Genomic DNA, 19,871 nt, shown 5'->3' on the forward strand with positions numbered 1-19,871 from the left:
ATGAAAGAATCTGTTGCCATCACAATTATTGAATCCAGCCAGACCGGAGAAGCTCGTCGAGCAGCGATCGCTTTGGCAACTCAGCTCGGCTTTCAAGAAACTGAACGGAGCAAGGTTGGTATTGTGGTGACAGAGGTTGCTAACAATTTGGTACAGCACGCTCGCGGCGGAGTAATGCTGCTGCGAGCGCTCAAGCAACATTCCAGAATTGGCATTGAAATCTTATCGCTAGATAAAGGACAGGGAATGGTGGATGTGGATAAGTGTTTGCAAGATGGCTTTTCCACAGCCGGAACTTTAGGTAATGGAATGGGTGCAATTCGTCGCCTTTCTGGTTTATTTGAAATTTACTCCATTCCCAACCAAGGAACAGCGCTGCTGGCTCACCTCTGGCTAGACCCAGCACCTCATCTGCCTGAGAAGATTTTAGAAATTGGAGCGATCTGTTTGCCCAAACGAGGAGAAGAAATTTCGGGAGATGCCTGGGCTTGTGAAGTCGATGATTGTCGCAGTCTGTTGCTAGTAGCCGATGGCTTAGGGCATGGGCCTGTGGCTGCCAGTGCTGCTGAAGCCGCCGTGAAAATTTTTCAAGAACATTATCAGCGTTCTCCTAGTGCGATCGTCGAAGCTGCCCACGCTGCCTTGCGAAGTACGCGCGGAGCGGCACTCGCCATTGCCGAAATCGACTTTGAACAACAGTCTCTCCGCTTTGCTGGAATTGGCAATATTGCTGCCAGTATTTTTTCCTTTACTAAGCACTACAATCTCCTGTCTCACAATGGCACGGTCGGACATGAAATCTTCAAAATTCAAGAGTTTAGCTATTCTTGGTATGCCAACGGACTTTTAATTATGCATTCTGACGGATTAGGTGCTAAGTGGCAGATTGATCGCTATCCAGGCTTGAGTCAAAAACATCCCAGCCTGATTGCAGGTGTGCTATACCGAGACTTTAACCGAGAGCGGGACGATGTGACGGTGTTAGTGGCTAAAGGAATCGGCAGATGACAATCGTTTTCACGATCACCATCCAGTATGAAGAAGATGTTGTGCAAGCTCGGCAACGAACTCGCGAGATCGCCGAGCAGTTGGGCTTTGATGCTCAAGATCAAGCACGATTGGCAACGGCAGTTTCCGAAATTGCTCGCAACGCGTTTCAATATGCCAATGGCAGAACAGTTGAATTTTCTGTGGCAGGAGAGCCTCAAGCGTTTCTGGTTCGGATTCAGGATCGCGGTGGGGGCATTCCTCATCTGGCAGACGTTTTGGCAGGACGCTACACCTCTGACACAAAAATGGGGCTAGGCATCGTGGGCACGCGCAGGTTGATGGATTTTTTTGAGATTGAATCGCTGCCAGGACAGGGAACAACGGTGGTGATGGGCAAAAGGTTGTCGAAGCGCACACCTACTTTCACCGATTCGCAATTGCAGCAGATTCGAGAAACCGTGATTGGGCGATCGCCCGAAAATCCCTATGAAGAAATCCAGCAGCAAAACCAGGAATTACTCCAAGCAATGGCAGAGCTACGAAAGCGCGAGGAAGAACTCAGCCAACTCAATCAGGAACTGGAAGATACCAATCGTGGTGTGGTTGCCCTCTATGCAGAACTGGATGAGAAGGCAAGCTCCCTGCAACAGGTAAACGAGCTAAAAACCCGCTTTCTCTCGAACATGAGCCATGAATTTCGCACGCCGCTCAACTCGATTCTGTCCCTCTCTCGGATGCTACTGGCAGGGATAGATGGCGATTTAACTGTCGAACAAGAAAAGCAAGTGACATTCATCCAAAAGGCGGCGAGCGGATTATCAGAACTGGTTAACGACTTGCTGGATTTGGCAAAGGTGGAAGCTGGAAAAATTGAGGTGCATCCCAGTTCCTTTGAAGTTAGTGACTTGTTTGCGACGCTGCGGGGGATGCTGCGCCCATTATTAGTTCAAGGCTCCTCTGTAGCACTGATTGTTGAGGAACCTGAAGGCATTCCGCCGCTTTACAGCGATGAGGGCAAAGTCGCTCAAATTCTGAGAAACTTTGTCTCGAATGCGCTCAAATTTACCGAGCAGGGAGAGGTGCGCGTCACCGCTGTGCAAACTGGTTATACCGTGACCTTCTCTGTATCTGATACAGGCATCGGCATTGCTTCAGCCGATCAAGAGCGGATTTTTGAGGATTTTATGCAAATTGAGTCCCCTCTGCAAAAGCAGGTGAAGGGAACCGGGTTAGGATTGCCGTTATCGCGCAAGCTAGCAGAGCTAATCGGCGGCAGCATTTCAGTAAGAAGTCAGCTGGGTGAAGGCTCCACCTTTACAGCATTGATTCCGATCGTCTACCCACATGCCACCGAATTGACCACCGTAATGCAACCGATTGTATCAGTTGAGCCAACTCGCCTGCCCATTCTGGTGGTTGAAGATCATCCTGAAACCCTATTTATTTACGAAAAGCACTTTCAGGAATCAATCTATCAATTGATTGCTACCCGCACCTTAGCTCAAGCCAGGCTTGCCTTACAACAACTTCGACCGGCAGTGATTATGCTAGATATTCTGCTGGAGGGGCAAAACGGCTGGACGTTCTTGCGAGAAATCAAAGGGGATGAAACAACTCGCACTATTCCTGTACTCGTGATTACCATCATTGATAACGAGAAGCAAGCACTGGCGCTAGGAGCAGACGGTTTTCTAATTAAGCCAGTAGACAGATTGCCGTTGTTGAACAAACTTAATACGCTAATTACTGAGAACAAGCCTCAAAAAATCTTGTTAATTGACGATGACCCCGCTTATCGGTATCTTGTAAAACAATTATGGCACTTGTTTTCGCCGGGCGAAAGAAACTCACCAACGGCAAATTCTCGAATTTCAGTCGAAAGGACAGTGGTTTGCCAAAACCATCGACCCGGTACTTGATGAGCATGGGACTCTCACAGGTGCGGTTTTCATCCTGTCTGATATCACCGAACGTAAACAAGCAGAAGCCTTGCTGCAAGATCAAAATGATCGCCTCAATCAATTGATGATTTCTTTGCAGCAACAAACTGAACAAGCGCAGCAAGCCAACCGCATCAAAGATGAGTTTCTAGCAGTGCTATCTCATGAATTGCGATCGCCCCTGAATCCAATTCTCGGTTGGGCAAGAATTCTGCAAAAGAATCACCAGGACGCAGCTAAAACTCAGTACGCCCTGGAAACCATCGAGCGCAACGCGAAACTGCAAGCACAACTAATCGAAGATTTGCTCGATGTGTCGCGTATTCTCCAAGGTAAGTTGAGTTTAAACACAGTTCCAGTTGGTCTAACTTTTGCCATCAAAGCTGCCCTTGAAACCGTGCGGCTTGCTGCTGAAGCTAAATCTATTCAGATTAAAACAATATTTGAACCGAACGTTGGACAAGTGTTGGGTGATTCTGGTCGCTTGCAACAAGTTATTTGGAATCTACTTTCTAACGCGATTAAATTTACCTCACAGGGTGGTCGAGTAGAGGTACGGTTAGAAACTATAAATGATCAAGTAGATACTCATCCGACGAAATACACTCAAATCACTATCAGCGACACTGGTAGGGGTATCTCTAGTGACTTTCTGCCCTACGTCTTTGACTACTTTCGCCAAGCCGATGGGACAACGACGCGAAAATTTGGTGGGTTAGGGTTAGGGTTAGCGATCGTGCGTCATTTGGTTGAATTGCACGGCGGAACTGTTCAAGCAGCCAGTCCTGGAGAAGGACAAGGAGCAGTGTTTACAGTCAAACTTCCACTGATCGCTGCTTCAAAATTGAATCAAGATAATACTGCCGATGGCGATCGCTCAGATTTCAATCTCAATGGATTACAAGCGCTGCTTGTAGACGATGACAAAGATTCGCGGGAGTTCATTGCCTTTGTGCTAGAACAGTACGGGGTACAAGTGACTGAAGCGGACTCAGCACATGATGCTCTGAGCAGTTTGGGGCAAGCAAAATTTGATTTGTTAATTAGTGATATTGGTATGCCTGATATGGATGGCTACACACTAATTCGTCAAATTAGAAAACAGTCACCCGATCGGGGCGGAGAAATTCCAGCGATCGCCGTGACTGCTTATGCGGGAGAAATCGATCGACAACAAGCACTAGCCGCCGGATTTCAACAGCATATTTCTAAACCAATTGAGCAAGAATTATTAATACAGGCTATTTTGACTATAGTAACGGTCTAGCAACCTGAATTTTAAAGTTTTTGGCGCTAACTGAAACTGTATTGATTTATAAATATCCTCCAATCAGACTGTATAACAATCCAAATAGTACAATCAAAGTCACAATAATATAAGTAAAATCTCGTTGTCGTACATAAGCTAATAGTGAACAGGCTACTCTCACAACTGGAGTTGCAATCAATATCAGCAGACCAAGTTGAATAATGCCACGACGACGACCAGATTCAACAGATGTCACTACCCCGGATGGATTACGAAACTCTGGTAGTTCTCCGCGAAAAATTTGATAATTGGGAGCCTCATTTCCGTGGCGAATTAAATACAAAACTCCTCCTGTTAAAACTAAAGCGGTGGCAAGAATGACTCCAATTCTTAATAGATTGCCGAGAAATTGTTCAAAGCGCTGTTCAGATTTATTACGCCTGCTTTTTGCCATTCTAAAGCCTCCCCATTAGACCTTTGTAAATCATTTCCACCGCTAGCACCAAAATCACAACACTGAAAATATTTCGCAAAACCTCTACTTTAGCTCTGACTAATACCCACGCTCCTAATAAAGCACCAAATACTACTCCTAACATCACAGGCATTGCTAATCCAGGATCAATGTAACCCCGATTCAGATATATGCCAGCGCTAGCTGCGGCTGTCACCCCAATCATAAAATTGCTGGTGGTGGTTGACACTTTAAAGGGAATATGCATAATTTGATCCATTGCCAGCACCTTAAGCGCTCCCGAACCAATACCAAGCAATCCTGAAAGTATGCCAGCAACAAACATCAATCCAAATCCGAAGGGCACACCGCGCACGTTATAAGACTGTTCTCCTGTAGGACTTGGATAAGTACCGTTCAGCTGAAGACGGATTGCTAGAGAGTTTGGCGACAAATTGTTGAGGTGTTCGGGTGGACTTTGACGGGATAAGTAGGCCGAATAAAGTAAAACGATTCCAAAGACAACAGCAAGCAATTCCGTAGAAATTTTTGCTGCCACAATTGCCCCGACTATTGCGCCAAAGGTTGTTGCTACTTCTAGGAACATCCCTAGCCGCACATTTGTATAGCCTTCTTTAACGTAAGCAGATGCGGCTCCACTAGATGTAGCAATTACAGATACTAATGAAGCACCGATCGCATAACGAATATCAACCCCAAATACCAATGTTAAAAAGGGAACAATTACTACTCCACCACCTAACCCAGTTAGTGCCCCCAAAAATCCGGCAACAAATGAGCCGAACCATACCAATAGAGAAAATTCTAGGATGTTCAAATTGCTTCCCCCGCCACAAACTTTTTTGCTTGAGACTAGAAAGCGAAACTCAACCTAGTTGCTGTTTGGTTGATTTCACCCCCAAATAATTCTAGGAAGTTTCGTTAATAGAAACAAATATTTTCGTTTGTTAAATTGATAATTAAAAGTGATTCACAAGCTGTAGGGGCAATACCCTGCGGGAAGCTGCTTTGCATATACATGAATTGCCTCTACGTGAAAACTTTACTTAACATTAGTCTCAGAAATAACCGTCACACAGGCATTTACTAAGGGTAACAGCGGCCCTAATTGCTCTTGTCCATTCACTGCTAAATCGCTGTGACACAAATAAACTCTCTCGGATACACGAGAGAGTAAATCTGTCAAAATCCTTTGCAGTCGTTGTTCTTCTGCCAATTTTTCATCTTCTGCTGTCCAAGGTTCGCCTAATCTGTCTCGGAGAAAAAACGGCGCACCAAACAAAGTCGCCGCGCCACCTTTCGCCCATAGGGGAGAACCAGCATCCAGCCAAAAATGCCACTGGTGCGATCGCCTACTAGATCGATATTGAAATATAGTTGCTAAGGTGACAGCCTTTCTCGCTCCACCAATCGGACGCACAGGGTAAGCATTAGCAGTAATCGTACCACGTCGCAGTAGTTGAATGAATTCAATAATAGTTGTCTGAGGTGTTGTCTCAACTGGGGTAATTTGTTGTAATCTGGTGTCAATTTCCCAGTAATGTTGGGCGGTTTCTAATAATTCCCGCAATGCTGCTAGTTGTTCGTAGGGAAGATTACTCCCATTCCACAAAAAACGTTGAATAGCTCTGTCCAAAAGAGAAATGGGACTGGGAATTAACCGCAATTCTTGTTGCGATCGCTGCTGTTCTAACCACTGTAATATCTCACTATAGGCTGTAGTCGCTGCATAGCCGATTCGATCCCAACGCTCAAAGGCTGACACTGGTAGCAAGTTGGGGCGATCGGGATGGGGTACGAAGCAGTAATCTGCAATCAAACCAGCACGTACTGGGTCAATATCAGTAGAGACGCGATTCATCGTGTCTGTAGAGTTTTCAGGTGGTTGTTTCTTACTCAACACAACCAGCATTTCGGCGACAGCATCCCGATCTACAAGTCGGCCCAAACCAGGATAAACTAGTGCCAGCATGGTGAGTAAGGCGCGAATCACGGGCGAACTAATTAGGGGACGTTGGTCATTTAGTGATTCTACTAGGATATTTTGCTTGACGAGGATTTCTACTAGAGTATAACGAGCGATCGCATCTAAACCTGGTGCAATAATCGCCACTTCTTCTGGTTGTACTTGCTGTGATTGAATGGTGTTAGCAATTACCTCTGCTGTCTGGCGCAATAATTGAGCGCGGGAGGTGGTTTGAATTGAATGCACTGTTTTTGGTAAACTCAATACTACCATCGGGGAAGTGACTAATTCCACCATCTGTTTAGTTAGTTGTTCGCTCAAAGACTCTGGAGGCAGCCCATTCAAGATTTCTACTCGACAACGCTCTGCTAACCCTTCTAGGTAGTTGGGATCTGCTCCCAATCCCAATCGCACCGCACCGTCAGGATTGTAGCTAAACGCGCCAACTGCACCGCGATCTAATAGCAACTCAAACAAAAGACGCGCTACGCTTGGATAGTCATCGACATCATCCGCCAGTATTGCCTGATAGCGTTTAGTTAGGTGCTGCTGGTAATTGCGATCGCTTAACAAATGCTGACTATAAAGTTCGGTAATAATCCCATAAGTCAGGAACCCCCTATCTAAACACCAATTACGCCAATCTAGTAGCAAAGATGCCAAAAACTCCGGCTCTAAAGTTGTGGTATTTTCCCCAAAACCCTTGGCCAAAATCTGGGCAATATCTTCGCAAGGTATACCACTGTAAGCTGCTAATTGTAATAAGTCCAAGATGCGACGCACCAAGCGAGATTCATTCACTCCCGCAATACGTAAAATTTCTTCGTCTAATTGGGGACGCCAAAGTTTGGTTGCTAACTCTTGCTCTGTTTCTGGTCGCAATCTTACCGGAAACTGTGCTTTCAGGTTCAACGAGTTAATCAGCAACGGCCAAAATAAAACAACTTCATCTTGAAAAAAACCTAGTGGCGTCTTGGCACGAACCGGATATTTACCCAAAGTAGATGTAACAATTATATCTCCTAATTCGCGACGATTATCATCATTGGCAGCTAAAAGTAAAACTCCCAGCTCTGTTTGTTTAAGATATAAAAATTCAGGTACATGACCAGTTTTTTTACGTCCTGATTTTTTCGTATAAAATGATTCAGTATATTGTTTTTCTGATTTTACCCAATTACAAAATTGCTCTACCAAGCGAGCCGTCTTACCACTACGGCTACTGCCAACAATCCAAACCGAATGAGAAACCACAAACTTTCTCCTTGTAGATTTGTTAGTATACCTCGTGCGTTAACTTAAGGTTAATAGTCACCAAATAATGCTGAATGATTGTCTGCAATGAAAAACTCTGTTTTTAGTCAAAAAATCTATTCTTTCTTACTTGCTGCTTATCGATGGTATTTACAGACTCCTGAACGTTCTTTAAATCAAGCTTACGATGCAGCATTAAAGGTTAAGGAAATAGAAGATAAGCATTTCAATGGTAACAAAATAGACATTGACTCAGCCATGTACAGTAACAGCGTGATGGATTATTTTGAGTCAGACCTCAACAAGCTATTAAAAATTGCCAGAATGCGGCTGACGGAGTTTAAAGCAAGCCGTTGGTTTCTAAATGAAGAGAATCAAAAAGCTGCTCAAAAAGCAGGTATAGAGTATCTGAGTCCTTCTTTAGTTTTGGAAAAGCTAAACTATATCGACCAAGTTCTATCTAAATACACAACAAATTCCGAGCGAGTAACTTCTAACGCTTTAGTAGTCAAACCTCCAAGTCTACCAGTTAACCCTGTGATATCTGACGACAAATCGCCGCTCGTCAATACTCCAACATTACCATCCAAAATATCAAATCAAGACTTTTATAATAAACCAAAAGCCAAGAGTAAAACCGATACAACGGGTGTTTTACCTCGCTCTATTTTAAGTACTATCAGTCGTCTACAAGTTGAATTAGACCCTAATTCGGAACAAGAAGTAATTCAGAGTTTTCGTCAAACTCAAAAAAGAACAATAATATCTCTCAGGTTTCTTTTACTATTAATTATTGTACCACTTTTAACCCATCAGATAGCAAAAGCTTTTGTAGTCGGCCCAATTATTGAGAGATTTAGAAGCTCTCAGGAAATGGAGATATTTATTAATTCCGAAATGGAAGAAGAAGCCCTTCTAGAATTACAAAGATTTGAAGAAAAGCTCAAGTTTGAAAATCTCATTATCAAAGCCCCTCCACTGTTACCTGAGCAGATGGAGACTGAAATGAAAAAGAAGGCGAAAGAGCTGGCTGAAGAATTTCGTCACGAAAGCTCTGGTGCGATCAAAAATGTTTTTGCAGATATATTTTCGGTAGTTGCTTTGATCTGGCTTTTGCTAGTCAGCAAGTCTTCTATTGCTGTGCTCAAAGATTTCTTTGATAATATTGTTTATGGACTTAGTGATAGTGCCAAGGCATTTATCATTATTTTGTTTACTGATATCTTTGTAGGATTTCACTCTCCTCATGGCTGGGAAGTACTTCTAGAAGGAGTATCACGTCATTGGGGATTACCGGCAAATAGAGATTCTATCTTTTTATTTATCGCAACATTTCCGGTGATTTTGGATACCATATTTAAGTATTGGATTTTCCGATATTTGAACCGGATATCGCCATCTGCTGTTGCGACTTACCGTAATATGAATGAATAGGGAATAGGGCATTGGGCATTGGGTAAAATTTTTGGTTTTTGATTTTAGAATTTGAGCGAGGGGGAGAATCTTAAAAATTTTGAATTTTAATGAAAAAGACACTTCCTGGGTTAGGAAAGTTTAACAAAATTATCGCCATCAGTTTACCTGTGATTTTGTCAATTTTCCTGGTGCAGATGCAATCTTTGACGCATCAGGAACTCATTTCGTCAGAATGTCAGGTGAAAAAGTGGGAGCTACCATTGTCCTTAACTGCTGAAAATCAAGATGTATTTTTGCAAAAACAAAAATTACCATTAATCCAAAGACTACCAATTACTTGTTGTCAAAGTGATACCTCTTGTTTGGATGAAGTAATTTATGGAAAAATACCAGACAAAAAGGCTCTGATAAGTGCGATCGCTCGCAGTCTCCAATATCTGCAAACAGCTAATGCTGCGGCTGCTTATCAAAACTATCCGGTGGCTGGGATTACGCGCGATCGCGTCATCAAAAGCTTGAAAAGATTCCGCGAACTCCTATTAAAAACTAATTCTGCAACAGAATTACACCAAGCCATAGAGCGAGAATTTGTTCTTTACCAGTCAGTCGGTAAAGATAAGAAAGGTTCCGTTTTATTCACCGCCTATTATGAGCCACTTTACGCAGCTAGTCGCGTCCCCACAACAGAATATCGCTATCCTGTTTATCGCTTACCTCCTGATTTCAACTCCTGGACTAAGCCTCATCCGACACGCCAAGAGTTAGAAGGAGCAGATGGTTTACAAAGTGCAAAAGGGAAATTGCGAGGATTAGAGTTGTTTTGGTTTCGCGATCGCCTCGAACCATATCTAGCTCAAATTGAAGGTTCGGCGAGACTTCAACTTCCCGATGGAACTCAGACAGCAATTGGCTATGCAGGTAATACCGCTTACAATTACAAAAGTATTGGGCGAGAATTAGTGAATGATGGCAAATTACCGCTAGAAGGTATAACCATGCCAATTATTCTCGATTATTTCCAAAAGCATCCCCAAGAATTAAATATTTATATTCCGCGCGATCGCAGCTTTGTTTTTTTTCAAGAAAATCACGGTGAGCCAGCGCAAGGTTCTATCAACGTACCATTAACAGCAGAGCGTTCTATTGCTACAGATAAATCTCTCATGCCTCCTGGTGCTTTAGCGTTGATTCGCGCTTCCATTCCCTTTGTTAATCCTACTGGAAAAATGGAGGAGCACATCGTTAGTCGCTATGTTCTTGACCAAGATACCGGAGGTGCAATTAAAGGTGCAGGTAGAGTAGATTATTTTTTAGGTACTGGGAAAATAGCAGGCGATCGCGCTGGTGTTACAGTCAGTAATGGACAATTATTTTATCTCTTACTCAAGTCCAAGAATTAAACACACTCGCATTTTAATACTAAAATTCCCGACTTTTTAGATAAATCAGGAATTTTAGCCTTTCGGGGTAAATAAATTACACATTTCAAAAAATGAAACGCTTAGGGTAATTACGAATTACGAATTACCCTACTAGTACAGCGTGGTAAAAATGAAGATACCATTCTCAATCGTTCAAAGCCCTAAAATATAGGATTTTTGACTTTTGACTTTTGACTTTTGACTTCCGCGTAGCGGTACTAGGCTTCTAAATCCATGTCAGCATCATCATCGTCATGATCGTAAGGGATATCGTCAAGGTCTATCATTTCGGAAATTTCTTCTACTTCAGTTAGATACTCAGATTCTTGATGTTCGCGCTCGATTAAACGACCAGTAGACTTCAGCCATTCCAAGAGAATAAACTCATTACTTGTACGAATTACAGGCGCTCGCTGGTTACGAGGTTCTTCACGCAAAGGACTTATAGGCATAAAAAAAACTCACTTTGAATTATAGGTTGGCGTACAAAAACATCAAAATTGTAGATTAAGGTTAAAAGTCTTGTATGACAAGCTTTTTATCAACAGACGAAATATGACCCATTGAGGTTTTCGTCTCAAGTCTGTTAAGTGTATCAGCACCACGCGAGGTATTACAATACATTTCGGCTAACTAAAATTTCAATTTTTGGAATACTTATGACATCAAACACCCTCAGAATCAAAGGGTGTAGAGATTTAGATTCAAAGAGGCGTCCATATAGTCAGTCACATGACCGAAAATATTTCTCAACAGATAAAATTATAACATAGTTGACGCAAGATCCTGCGATCGCTTCACCTGACGGCATCGGTGGATGCCTAAAAGCGATCGCGATCGCAAACTAATGTTGTATATGAACAAGAATCGCTATGAATGAAACCCCAGGATTGTAATATAATCCTGAGGCAGGATTTTTATATCCTTGCGAGTCAACATCTTTGTAGAAAATTGTAAAATAGGGCGTTGCTGATTAAGAGGATGAATTTTGTTTCGCCCACAACAGCAAAAACAAAGGTTCCAAGCGTTTAACTTTGAAATTTCATACTTGAATTCAGCAACGCCCTTCGTAGCTGTTAAAGTCTCTCAACAGAATTAACAGCTATTCTCTGGTAGTTTGCTAGGTTAATTTATAAACCTATGGAAGAGAACCATATCCGAGAGATGCAGCTAAAGCATTTGCAGCTTTAATGAAGTCTTGAAATCCGGTTTCATTTGAGTAATACAACAAATAAGTTGCTCCGGAAATGGGATAAGAACTTGCACTGCTAGGATTGGTCAATTTATCAATTCTAGTCAGATTTTTATTAGTACCATATTTTACAACAGTTCCATCTTTAATAGCCGCTGTAATTGCAGCTGGTGAGGGAGCAATGTAATTACCTGCTTTGTTACGTAAGAGTGCGGCAGGTAGACTTTTACTTACACGGGTAGCATTATCCACATAACCAAATCCACCTTTAATGCTTGCGACCGTATCGGCTAGCTTTCCGCCACCAGTAGCGCTAAGAAAAGTGCTTGGCCAATTAACAGTTGTACCCACTCCTCTATTCCAAGTCTTACATACAGTATTGAGATGACTGCTTAAAATGAAAGTGCTACCACTTGAGTCAGCACGACGCACAACTTTGATGGGTACATTGAGTGCTATTAGTTTGCCACCGTTATCTGTACTAATGCTCTTATCGCTCCAATTTGTGATGCTACCGTTCAAAATACCACAGTAACTAGCTGATGAAAGCTTAATTCCACCTGCTGGTATAGTAAGACCAGTAGCGTTATAAGCTAATGTGATTCCGACACCTACCACAGGCACTTGAACGTAACCACTACCGTCAGTAACTGTTTCTGTTCCTGCTACGGGATCGTCACTATCTGCAAAATTGATTGGGCTAGGAGCACCTGGTGATGGTTTTTTAGCAAAAAAAGCTTTTAATCCTGCGCCACTACCAACTGGAGAATATGTGAATGTGAAGCCTTTAATAGCAGTAAATAAAGCAGTTACAGTACTTGCACCTTCACCATTACCTAGATTTTTAGAGGTCTGAGCTAGAGATTTATGAGTAGCAGATTGACTTACTACTAAACCAATTGTGATGGCAAATAGAGAAATTGAACTTGCAAACTGGGTCAATTGACGATCGCGATAGAAAACCATGTCAATCTCCTTCAAGTTAATTTTCGGGTTAAACACACTAACAAATCCAAGTCCAGTGTCAAACTGGCAATTATAAATAACCTTCTTTAAGCAAAAAAAATTGGCATTTACAAGGTTATTTATAAATAAAAAGCTTGCACAAACAATTAAAATATGTAAAACAATTAAAAAGCAAATAATTAAATATATATAGAGCACATTTAGCTATTGGTACTCGACTCTATTACATATTGGTTGCTAGTCAAAAGCTCTACATTATTAAAGCAAGTTTGTATAAATAAACATTCACTTGCTTTCGTATTAAGGGAGTGATTACTAGGTGCTATGAATAATGCTTAAATTCATGTGCTCAGTCTCTTATTCCCTGTTAAAAAGCCATGTTTAATTTTACACACTTACTTAATTTGGAATGGCAATTTTATTTAAATTGTGGAAATTACTTTCTTTCATGTAAATATTCAGCAGTTTATTACAAACTACCGCTAAATGCGAACTAAAGAAATTTAGAATTCCACAATTTTTTGATAACTGCTATATGTAATAGCTGTTAAATTTTGCCAACGAAATCAACAATAGAATGTGAAGGTAAACTTTAAGTCATGATTACATTATGAAATGATTAAGAAACTTAAATATATTTTGGGAATTTAAAGGTGTTTTAAAAGTAGTTTTTATAACATTTTATTCTTTATCTAGATAAAATAAAATCTTTCATTTAAGTACGTAGTTTTTCTTATTAAGATTTTTTAGAGGTTTTAATCAGTATTTAATTGAGTTTACAGTTACTTGACAAAAAGCACACCATCTGGGCTATTTGAACTCCAGACTTTGTGACTATATTCTGCCAAAATCGTGGATTTTTCCCTGTTTTTTGTGTTTTTCACGACATCAAAAAAATAAATAATGGTTTATGCTACCAAACGAAATCATTAATCGTGCCATTCACGTTATTGACTCAGTGCTAGTACGGTTTTTGTGATGTAGGTAAAACAGGTTTTCTGAGTCCTTTTCAAATAGGGCTATACCAACATTTAAGGCATTTTATTACTCATGCCTAAACTTAAAAATTATACCAGTTTTAGATAAAACTGCGCTCAATACGTAGATTGAGACGTAGCAATATCTTGTAGATGACGGAGTAAAACCCAACATATACAAGATATTGGGATCTTGGGTTTTCTCTTTCAAACGCCACTTGCTTCTCCCTTTGGGTAAAAGGGAGAGGCTAGGCGTAGCTTTTAAATGCAGAAAAGCTGGAAAACCCTTCTACAGACGTGGCTTCCTAATCTACATTTGTAGCGATCATTTTTCAAATTGGTATTTAGTCATGAGTACCAGCTATCACAAAATCCGTTAGAACTAGCTACAATTCCGTCTCCACTAACTTTTTTTGAGGTATTCAAATGAACAAGATTAATCTGTACAAACAACGCCAGAGTAAAAATAAGGTATTGATTTTTACTTCTTTAACTGTTTTGGCTTCTTCATTAGTACTACCCTTTCAACAAGCCTTTGCTGCAACATTGACTACTGTTGTAAGTTTCAATGGCACCAACGGAGCTACACCAAGAGCTGGTGTATTTAAGGGTAACGGTACTGATGGCAATCTTTATGGAACTACTTCTGCTGGTGGCACTTCTGGCAAAGGAACTGCATTCAAGTTAACTCCTACTGCTTTCAATACTCTGACCACACTGATAAATTTCACCGGAACCTCTGGAATCAATAAAGGGACTAATCCAGTTGCTAGATTATTTCAAGCAGCCGATGGCAGTTTATATGGGGCAACCTTTACAGGTGGTACAAGTGACCTCGGCAGTGTGTTTAAGTTGGCGAAAACAGCTTTTACAACCCTGACAACTCTTGCAAATTTCACAGGCACTAATGGGGCTAACCCAGCAGGTCGACTGATTACAGGTACTGATGGCAATTTGTGGGGGACAAGCTCTACAGGTGGGGCCAATAATAAAGGAACTATATTCAAGGTTTCGCCCACCACCGGGGCACTCACCACCATCAGAAGCTTCAGCGGTACTGATGGAGCAACTCCATTAGCAAGATTGCAACTGGCTACCGATGGAAACTACTACGGCAGTACTTCTGGCGGTGGAGCAAGTGCTAAAGGAGTTGTCTACAAGTTAACTCCCGCAGGAATACTGACTTCATATAGCTTTAGTGGCGCCAATGGAGCAAATCCACAGTCTGGATTAATTGAATCCAGCGGATTCCTTTACGGCACCGCTAAACTGGGTGGAGCCAGCAATAAAGGAGCTATATTCAAGGTTCCAATCGGTGGCGGTACACCCGTTTTAGTTGCCAGTTTTAATGGCACCAATGGAGCCAACCCAACGGCTGCACTCATAAAAGCAAGCAATGGTAACTTTTATGGCACAGCATCTGCTGGTGGGGCAAATAACAAAGGAGTTATTTATCAGCTGACTGGGGCTACCATCACCGGCTTAATTAGTTTTAATGGTACTAATGGAGCAACGCCAGAGTCCACACTAATTCAGCTCTCTGATGGTGCCTTGTATGGTACTGCCTCTTTTGGCGGTACTTCTAATCTAGGAACTGTGTTTAAGTTTGTAATCTAGTTCCAAATCTAATCGGCGTGTAGAAAATGGTAAAACGTACATTTGAACGTTTACCATTTTTCTATAATCGATCTAAACTTTTCAAAGACAAGTATTTAAATTTCGGTGACTCAATACTGTTTCATCTCGTATTCACTCCGAAGAACCCTAAAGAGCCAAAATACCTTTGATCTGCACTCAGAGCAAGTCTACGGTGTACATACAAGTCTAAAATATTTATAGCCGTTTGCTCAGATACCTATGAAGTAGGGAAAGTCAAGGCTTTGAAGTTGCTTTATCGAGGCTATCTGTATGAGAAGATTGAGTAAATTCTCAAAGTCGAGAGGAATCTACCAGTTCAATCTCGATATTTGCAATCCAGCTTTTCAAATCAGAGAAATTTATTTTTATCAGAGAAATTTATTTTTAGATAAATCTTAATATCATGTTAACTTAGCTTTAGAATACTGATGTAGAATATATAACTTTACTACAGGTTTATAATTTGATCAATAATGAATGATGTTAAAAGCACGTTGAAATGTAATATTTGTAAAAATCAATACATGTAATAATTATAGTACACCATAGGAAAATTAGCAAATGTTTAGACAAAGTTCTCACGAGAGAAACTTTTTCAAAGCTTTAACTGGTAGTGCGGCGAAAGAATCTCACAAGTTAAGACGGGCATTTAAATCCTGTCTGAGTATCCTGCTTGAATCTGTACCTTTTTTGATTGCTTGTGCTGTATTTGTTAGCGTTATCAGCCTCAAAAGTCCTATCCTGCTGTTTTGTTTACTTGCTGGTAGTTTAATTGCAGTCATCATCCAGCAAATTGGGCAGCAAGTGAATTTACCAAGGCGAACGCTAATATTATTACAAATCTTAGCAGCAGCGATCATTCTGAGTTTATATTGGTTAGACTGGTTTGCAGCCCCTGTACAAGCTCAATTTTTTGGGAAAGCTGAAGACTTTTTCAAAAACAGCTTCCGTGGTTCAGCAACCAACGGTGGTGATAGCAACACAGCAATAAGTTTGATATTTAATGTGTTGCGAGCAATTTACTTACTCTATATTGCAATTTCCTTAGTTGGTGTGATTAACGCAGTGCGTAAAGATGAAGATTGGCAAAGCATCGCTAGAACTCCCCTATTAGTGGTTGTTGCTGTTACCGTTGCTGATATACTTACAGGCTTTGTAATTGGCCCTAGCCCTAATAAATAATTCAGATATTTCAAATGTCTCAAGAGCGGGAACAAGATTTTCGTCCAGTCAATCAGGTTCTAGGAAGCCAACCTTCACTAGGACCAATCCCTGCCGATCAAATTCTTCCTTGGACGGTAATAGCCTTAGCCTCCTATTTTATTATCAATGGAATTTTTGGGGGTCTTTTCCAAGAAGAATTTCAAAAATGGTTGTGGACAGTACTAATGACTGGTTGGGGAATCGGAACTTGGTGGATCTTAACTGGTGGTAGGAGTTGGAGTTTTTTAAGTAAATTTATCGGCGTTCCCACTTGGACAAGAGGCTTTGCTCGTTATCAAAGCTTATTGGAAGTTAACCATGAAGCAAAAAATCGGAAAACAAAGCGTCGGCATCGCCGGAAATGAAAGTAGATTAACGCCATTTGAAGATGCCTTGCACTTGGCGACAATGCTGCGTGTTGCAATGAATGGACGTGATATTGGCGCTTACCTGTTGACAAAAGGTACTCAAAAAGATCGATTCTGCTTTGTTTTTGGTTTTGACTGTAAGGGAATTCATACCACCTTAAGACCTGAACAAATTGATACACTTTTTAATAATATTGAAGCTGGATTAAAAGACATTCCTAGCGGTGAAAGGATGACACTACACTTGGGTTCTTTTAGTTCAGATAAAGAGCGCCAAAAAGAGTTAGCATCACTAATAAGGAATGCATCATCGCGAGACATTAAATATTTGTTGATGGCGGAGAGAGCCAGAATTAAAGAACTGACTATTTCTGGGATTCGTAAACCGAAATTTTTGCGGATTTATGTAACTTACACCATTGAATCTAATTCGCAACACGCAGATGATTGGATAGAAAAGCTTTTAGTCAAAGCTGAATCATGGTGGTTGAAATTTAAAGGTGATCTTTTAGAAGTAGAAAATCAACGCATTGAAACCCTGATTACAAACGCTTACAACCAAGGTTTTCTCCGCTGGGAACAAATCTTATCTAACAAAATGGGATTGGATGTCAAACCTTTGACTGCTAATGAACTCTGGGGAGAAATCTGGAAAAGGTTTAATGATACGCAGCCAATAGATATTCCCCAGTTAATGACTTTAGATGAACAAGGACTGCACGAACAAGTTAATTCTGATTTAGCTAGTACTAAATTGCTTATAGACAATATTCACGGCACAACTTTGTTGATGGAATCTAGTGTACCTTGTGCCGATCGCCGCTGGGTTAATGTTAATAATCGTTACATTGGCACACTATCATTTCTGGAAAAACCTGGCGGTTGGACTAATAAATCGGCTCAACTGCGCTATTTATGGGAATTGTTGGCCAGAGAAACAGTAGTAGATACAGAAATATTTTGTGAGTTGACTGCTGCAAATCCAGCATTGGTAAAAACTACTCTGCAACGAGTGTTAAAGCAGTCAAACATGACAACGATTCTGGCTCAAGAGAAAAGTAAAACTATTGATGTCAACGCTCAATTAAAGTTGAAGAAGTCGGTAGCAGCACAAGAACAGTTATTTGAAGGTGCAGTCCCGATTTATACGAGTATTGCTATTTTAGTACATCGTCCAACTTTAGAAAAATTAGATGAAGCGACAAGATATATTGAAAACTGTTTCCAACGTCCAGCCAGAGTAGTTAGGGAAATTGAATATGCCTGGAAAATTTGGCTGCAAACTCTACCGATAGTTTGGGAAGGTTTATTAGCAACACCTTTCAACCGTCGCCAGCTATATTTAACAAGTGAAGTTCCGGGATTAATGCCGCTAGTTTTAAGTAAAAAAGGTGATAGACAAGGTTTTGAGTTGATTGCTGAAGAAGGCGGAACACCCATACATTTAGATTTATTTAATCAACACAAAAATTTAGCTTTATTTGCGACAACTCGTGCTGGTAAATCAGTGTTAGTATCAGGAATTTTAACTCAGGCTTTGGCGCATGGGATTCCGGTTGTGGCGTTAGATTTCCCCAAACCTGATGGGACATCTACTTTCACTGACTACACAGAGTTTATGGAGGGGAATGGAGCCTATTTTGATATTTCCAAACAATCGAATAACTTATTTGAGCAGCCAGACTTACGATCGCTAGAAGCAGAACAACAGCGCGATCGCTTTAACGATTATACTGCCTTCCTGGAATCAGCGTTAATGACAATGGTTTTGGGATCGTCCACTGAAAGTCAAATTTTATCGCAAACCGTGCGATCACTGCTCAACCTCGCTTTAGAAGCTTTCTTTAGAGATGAAGGCATCCAAGAGCGATATCGCCAGGCGATGGCGGGGGGATTTGGCACTCTTGCTTGGCAGAAAACCCCCACTTTAAAAGATTTTCTCTTTTTCTGCTCACCAGAACACTTGCAGCTAAGTTCTTTAACTGGCAGAGTAGAAGACGCTCTCAGTCAAATTCAGTTGCGCTTACGCTTTTGGCTTTCTAGCCGCGTGGGACAAGCCATTTCTTCACCATCCAGCTTTCCTACCGATGCACAACTTTTAGTTTTTGCTCTCAGAAACCTATCAGATAGTGAAGATGCAGCCGTACTATCCTTGAGTGCTTATTCAGCTGCACTCCGACGCGCATTAAGTAGTCCAGCTTCCATATTCTTTATCGACGAAGCACCAATTCTATTTGAGTTTGAGCAAATTTCCGACTTAGTTGGTAGAATTTGTGCTAACGGCGCTAAAGCCGGGATCAGAGTCATCTTATCAGGACAAGATCCTGACACCATTGCTAAATCTAAAGCTGCATCGAAAATATTGCAAAACTTAACAACACGGTTGATTGGACGCATTCAGCCAGTTGCAGTGGATAGTTTTGCAGACATCTTGAAATATCCCCGCCAAGTTATTTCTCGTAATGCTTCAGAAAGCTTTTTTCCCCGCAAAGAAGGTGTTTATAGCCAATGGTTATTAGATGATAACGGTATTTATACATTCTGTCGTTACTATCCAGGTTACGAACAATTGGCAGCAGTTGCTAATAACCCTTATGAACAAACTGCACGTAGCCAAATGATGCAACTTCACAGTGATAAATATGAAGCAATTTCTGCGTTTGCGCGTCAATTAGTGGCTACTCTACGTAGTAGTTAATCGAGTTATCTAAATAATTAATAGTAAATAAAAAAATTTATATTTTAGATTTTTGATAGTGTAGCATTAGCGAGTTACCAACGTTTTTTAGATTTACTGCACCCATTTTTTGGGTTGT

The 19,871-nt window shown here is 41.1% G+C and carries 13 protein-coding genes and 1 pseudogene; 9 read left to right on the plus strand and 5 right to left on the minus strand.

Annotation, left to right across the window (positions count from 1 at the left end; genetic code table 11):
- The 3 genes and pseudogenes from V7K56_RS26990 to V7K56_RS27000 all read left to right on the plus strand — a co-directional run.
- Positions 1–1,008: an ATP-binding SpoIIE family protein phosphatase gene (locus tag V7K56_RS26990; RefSeq protein ID WP_334915397.1), complete on the plus strand. Its 1,008-nt coding sequence runs from the start codon at positions 1–3 to the stop codon at positions 1,006–1,008.
- On the plus strand, positions 1,005–2,909 hold the full coding sequence (locus V7K56_RS26995) for an ATP-binding protein (protein WP_334915399.1): 1,905 nt from the start codon (positions 1,005–1,007) through the stop codon (positions 2,907–2,909). The genes V7K56_RS26990 and V7K56_RS26995 overlap by 4 nt, the downstream gene beginning before the upstream one ends.
- A gap of 19 nt (positions 2,910–2,928) precedes the next feature.
- Positions 2,929–4,197 (plus strand): annotated as a pseudogene (locus V7K56_RS27000) (ATP-binding protein); the annotation flags it as partial.
- Between the two features lie 46 nt (positions 4,198–4,243).
- Here the strand turns inward: V7K56_RS27000 and V7K56_RS27005 are convergent.
- From V7K56_RS27005 to V7K56_RS27015, 3 genes are all read right to left on the minus strand, one after another.
- Positions 4,244–4,633: a DUF1634 domain-containing protein gene (locus tag V7K56_RS27005; protein ID WP_334915401.1), complete on the minus strand. Its 390-nt coding sequence runs from the start codon at positions 4,631–4,633 to the stop codon at positions 4,244–4,246.
- 1 nt (position 4,634) lies between these two features.
- Entirely contained in the window at positions 4,635–5,471 is an 837-nt protein-coding gene (locus tag V7K56_RS27010) for a sulfite exporter TauE/SafE family protein (protein ID WP_334915403.1), read from the minus strand.
- Positions 5,472–5,696: 225 nt separating this feature from the next.
- On the minus strand, positions 5,697–7,874 hold the full coding sequence (locus V7K56_RS27015; protein WP_334915405.1) for a recombinase family protein: 2,178 nt from the start codon (positions 7,872–7,874) through the stop codon (positions 5,697–5,699).
- A gap of 78 nt (positions 7,875–7,952) precedes the next feature.
- Between V7K56_RS27015 and V7K56_RS27020 the strand changes: the two genes are divergently transcribed.
- Together V7K56_RS27020 and mltA are read left to right on the plus strand one after the other, a co-directional pair.
- Entirely contained in the window at positions 7,953–9,308 is a 1,356-nt protein-coding gene (locus tag V7K56_RS27020) for a proton extrusion protein PcxA (RefSeq protein WP_334915407.1), read from the plus strand.
- Positions 9,309–9,397: 89 nt separating this feature from the next.
- On the plus strand, positions 9,398–10,690 hold the full coding sequence (gene mltA / locus V7K56_RS27025) for a murein transglycosylase A (RefSeq protein ID WP_334915409.1): 1,293 nt from the start codon (positions 9,398–9,400) through the stop codon (positions 10,688–10,690).
- Positions 10,691–10,929: 239 nt separating this feature from the next.
- On the opposite strand, the gene V7K56_RS27030 is transcribed toward mltA, so the two are convergent.
- Positions 10,930–11,163, minus strand: coding sequence for a DUF3134 domain-containing protein (locus tag V7K56_RS27030; protein WP_292870186.1), 234 nt, complete (start codon positions 11,161–11,163; stop codon positions 10,930–10,932).
- Between the two features lie 686 nt (positions 11,164–11,849).
- Positions 11,850–12,869 (minus strand): substrate-binding domain-containing protein, encoded by a 1,020-nt coding sequence (locus tag V7K56_RS27035; protein WP_334915412.1) that lies wholly within the window; start codon positions 12,867–12,869, stop codon positions 11,850–11,852.
- A gap of 1,403 nt (positions 12,870–14,272) precedes the next feature.
- Between V7K56_RS27035 and V7K56_RS27040 the strand changes: the two genes are divergently transcribed.
- The 4 genes from V7K56_RS27040 to V7K56_RS27055 all read left to right on the plus strand — a co-directional run bounded on the left by V7K56_RS27040 (position 14,273) and on the right by V7K56_RS27055 (position 19,753).
- Positions 14,273–15,463 carry a choice-of-anchor tandem repeat GloVer-containing protein gene (locus V7K56_RS27040; RefSeq protein WP_334915414.1) on the plus strand — a complete coding sequence of 397 codons (1,191 nt, stop codon included), beginning with the start codon at positions 14,273–14,275 and terminating at the stop codon, positions 15,461–15,463.
- Positions 15,464–16,045: 582 nt separating this feature from the next.
- Positions 16,046–16,666, plus strand: a complete 621-nt coding sequence (locus V7K56_RS27045) for a hypothetical protein (RefSeq protein WP_334915416.1) — start codon at positions 16,046–16,048, stop codon at positions 16,664–16,666.
- A gap of 14 nt (positions 16,667–16,680) precedes the next feature.
- On the plus strand, positions 16,681–17,052 hold the full coding sequence (locus V7K56_RS27050; protein ID WP_334915418.1) for a hypothetical protein: 372 nt from the start codon (positions 16,681–16,683) through the stop codon (positions 17,050–17,052).
- Positions 17,006–19,753, plus strand: coding sequence for a hypothetical protein (locus tag V7K56_RS27055; protein WP_334915421.1), 2,748 nt, complete (start codon positions 17,006–17,008; stop codon positions 19,751–19,753). The genes V7K56_RS27050 and V7K56_RS27055 overlap by 47 nt, the downstream gene beginning before the upstream one ends.
- Positions 19,754–19,871: the final 118 nt, after the last annotated feature.

It is taken from the genome of Nostoc sp. (assembly GCF_036917535.1).
Lineage (GTDB): Bacteria > Cyanobacteriota > Cyanobacteriia > Cyanobacteriales > Nostocaceae > Nostoc.

Bases quoted from the DNA above. Each gene is read 5' to 3' on its own strand.
- V7K56_RS26990 (WP_334915397.1), top strand. From the start codon at position 1: ATGAAAGAATCTGTTGCCATCACAATTATTGAATCCAGCCAGACCGGA.
- V7K56_RS26995 (WP_334915399.1), top strand. From the start codon at position 1,005: ATGACAATCGTTTTCACGATCACCATCCAGTATGAAGAAGATGTTGTG.
- V7K56_RS27005 (WP_334915401.1), bottom strand. From the start codon at position 4,633: ATGGCAAAAAGCAGGCGTAATAAATCTGAACAGCGCTTTGAACAATTT.
- mltA (WP_334915409.1), top strand. From the start codon at position 9,398: ATGAAAAAGACACTTCCTGGGTTAGGAAAGTTTAACAAAATTATCGCC.
- V7K56_RS27030 (WP_292870186.1), bottom strand. From the start codon at position 11,163: ATGCCTATAAGTCCTTTGCGTGAAGAACCTCGTAACCAGCGAGCGCCT.
- V7K56_RS27035 (WP_334915412.1), bottom strand. From the start codon at position 12,869: ATGGTTTTCTATCGCGATCGTCAATTGACCCAGTTTGCAAGTTCAATT.
- V7K56_RS27040 (WP_334915414.1), top strand. From the start codon at position 14,273: ATGAACAAGATTAATCTGTACAAACAACGCCAGAGTAAAAATAAGGTA.
- V7K56_RS27045 (WP_334915416.1), top strand. From the start codon at position 16,046: ATGTTTAGACAAAGTTCTCACGAGAGAAACTTTTTCAAAGCTTTAACT.
- V7K56_RS27050 (WP_334915418.1), top strand. From the start codon at position 16,681: ATGTCTCAAGAGCGGGAACAAGATTTTCGTCCAGTCAATCAGGTTCTA.
- V7K56_RS27055 (WP_334915421.1), top strand. From the start codon at position 17,006: ATGAAGCAAAAAATCGGAAAACAAAGCGTCGGCATCGCCGGAAATGAA.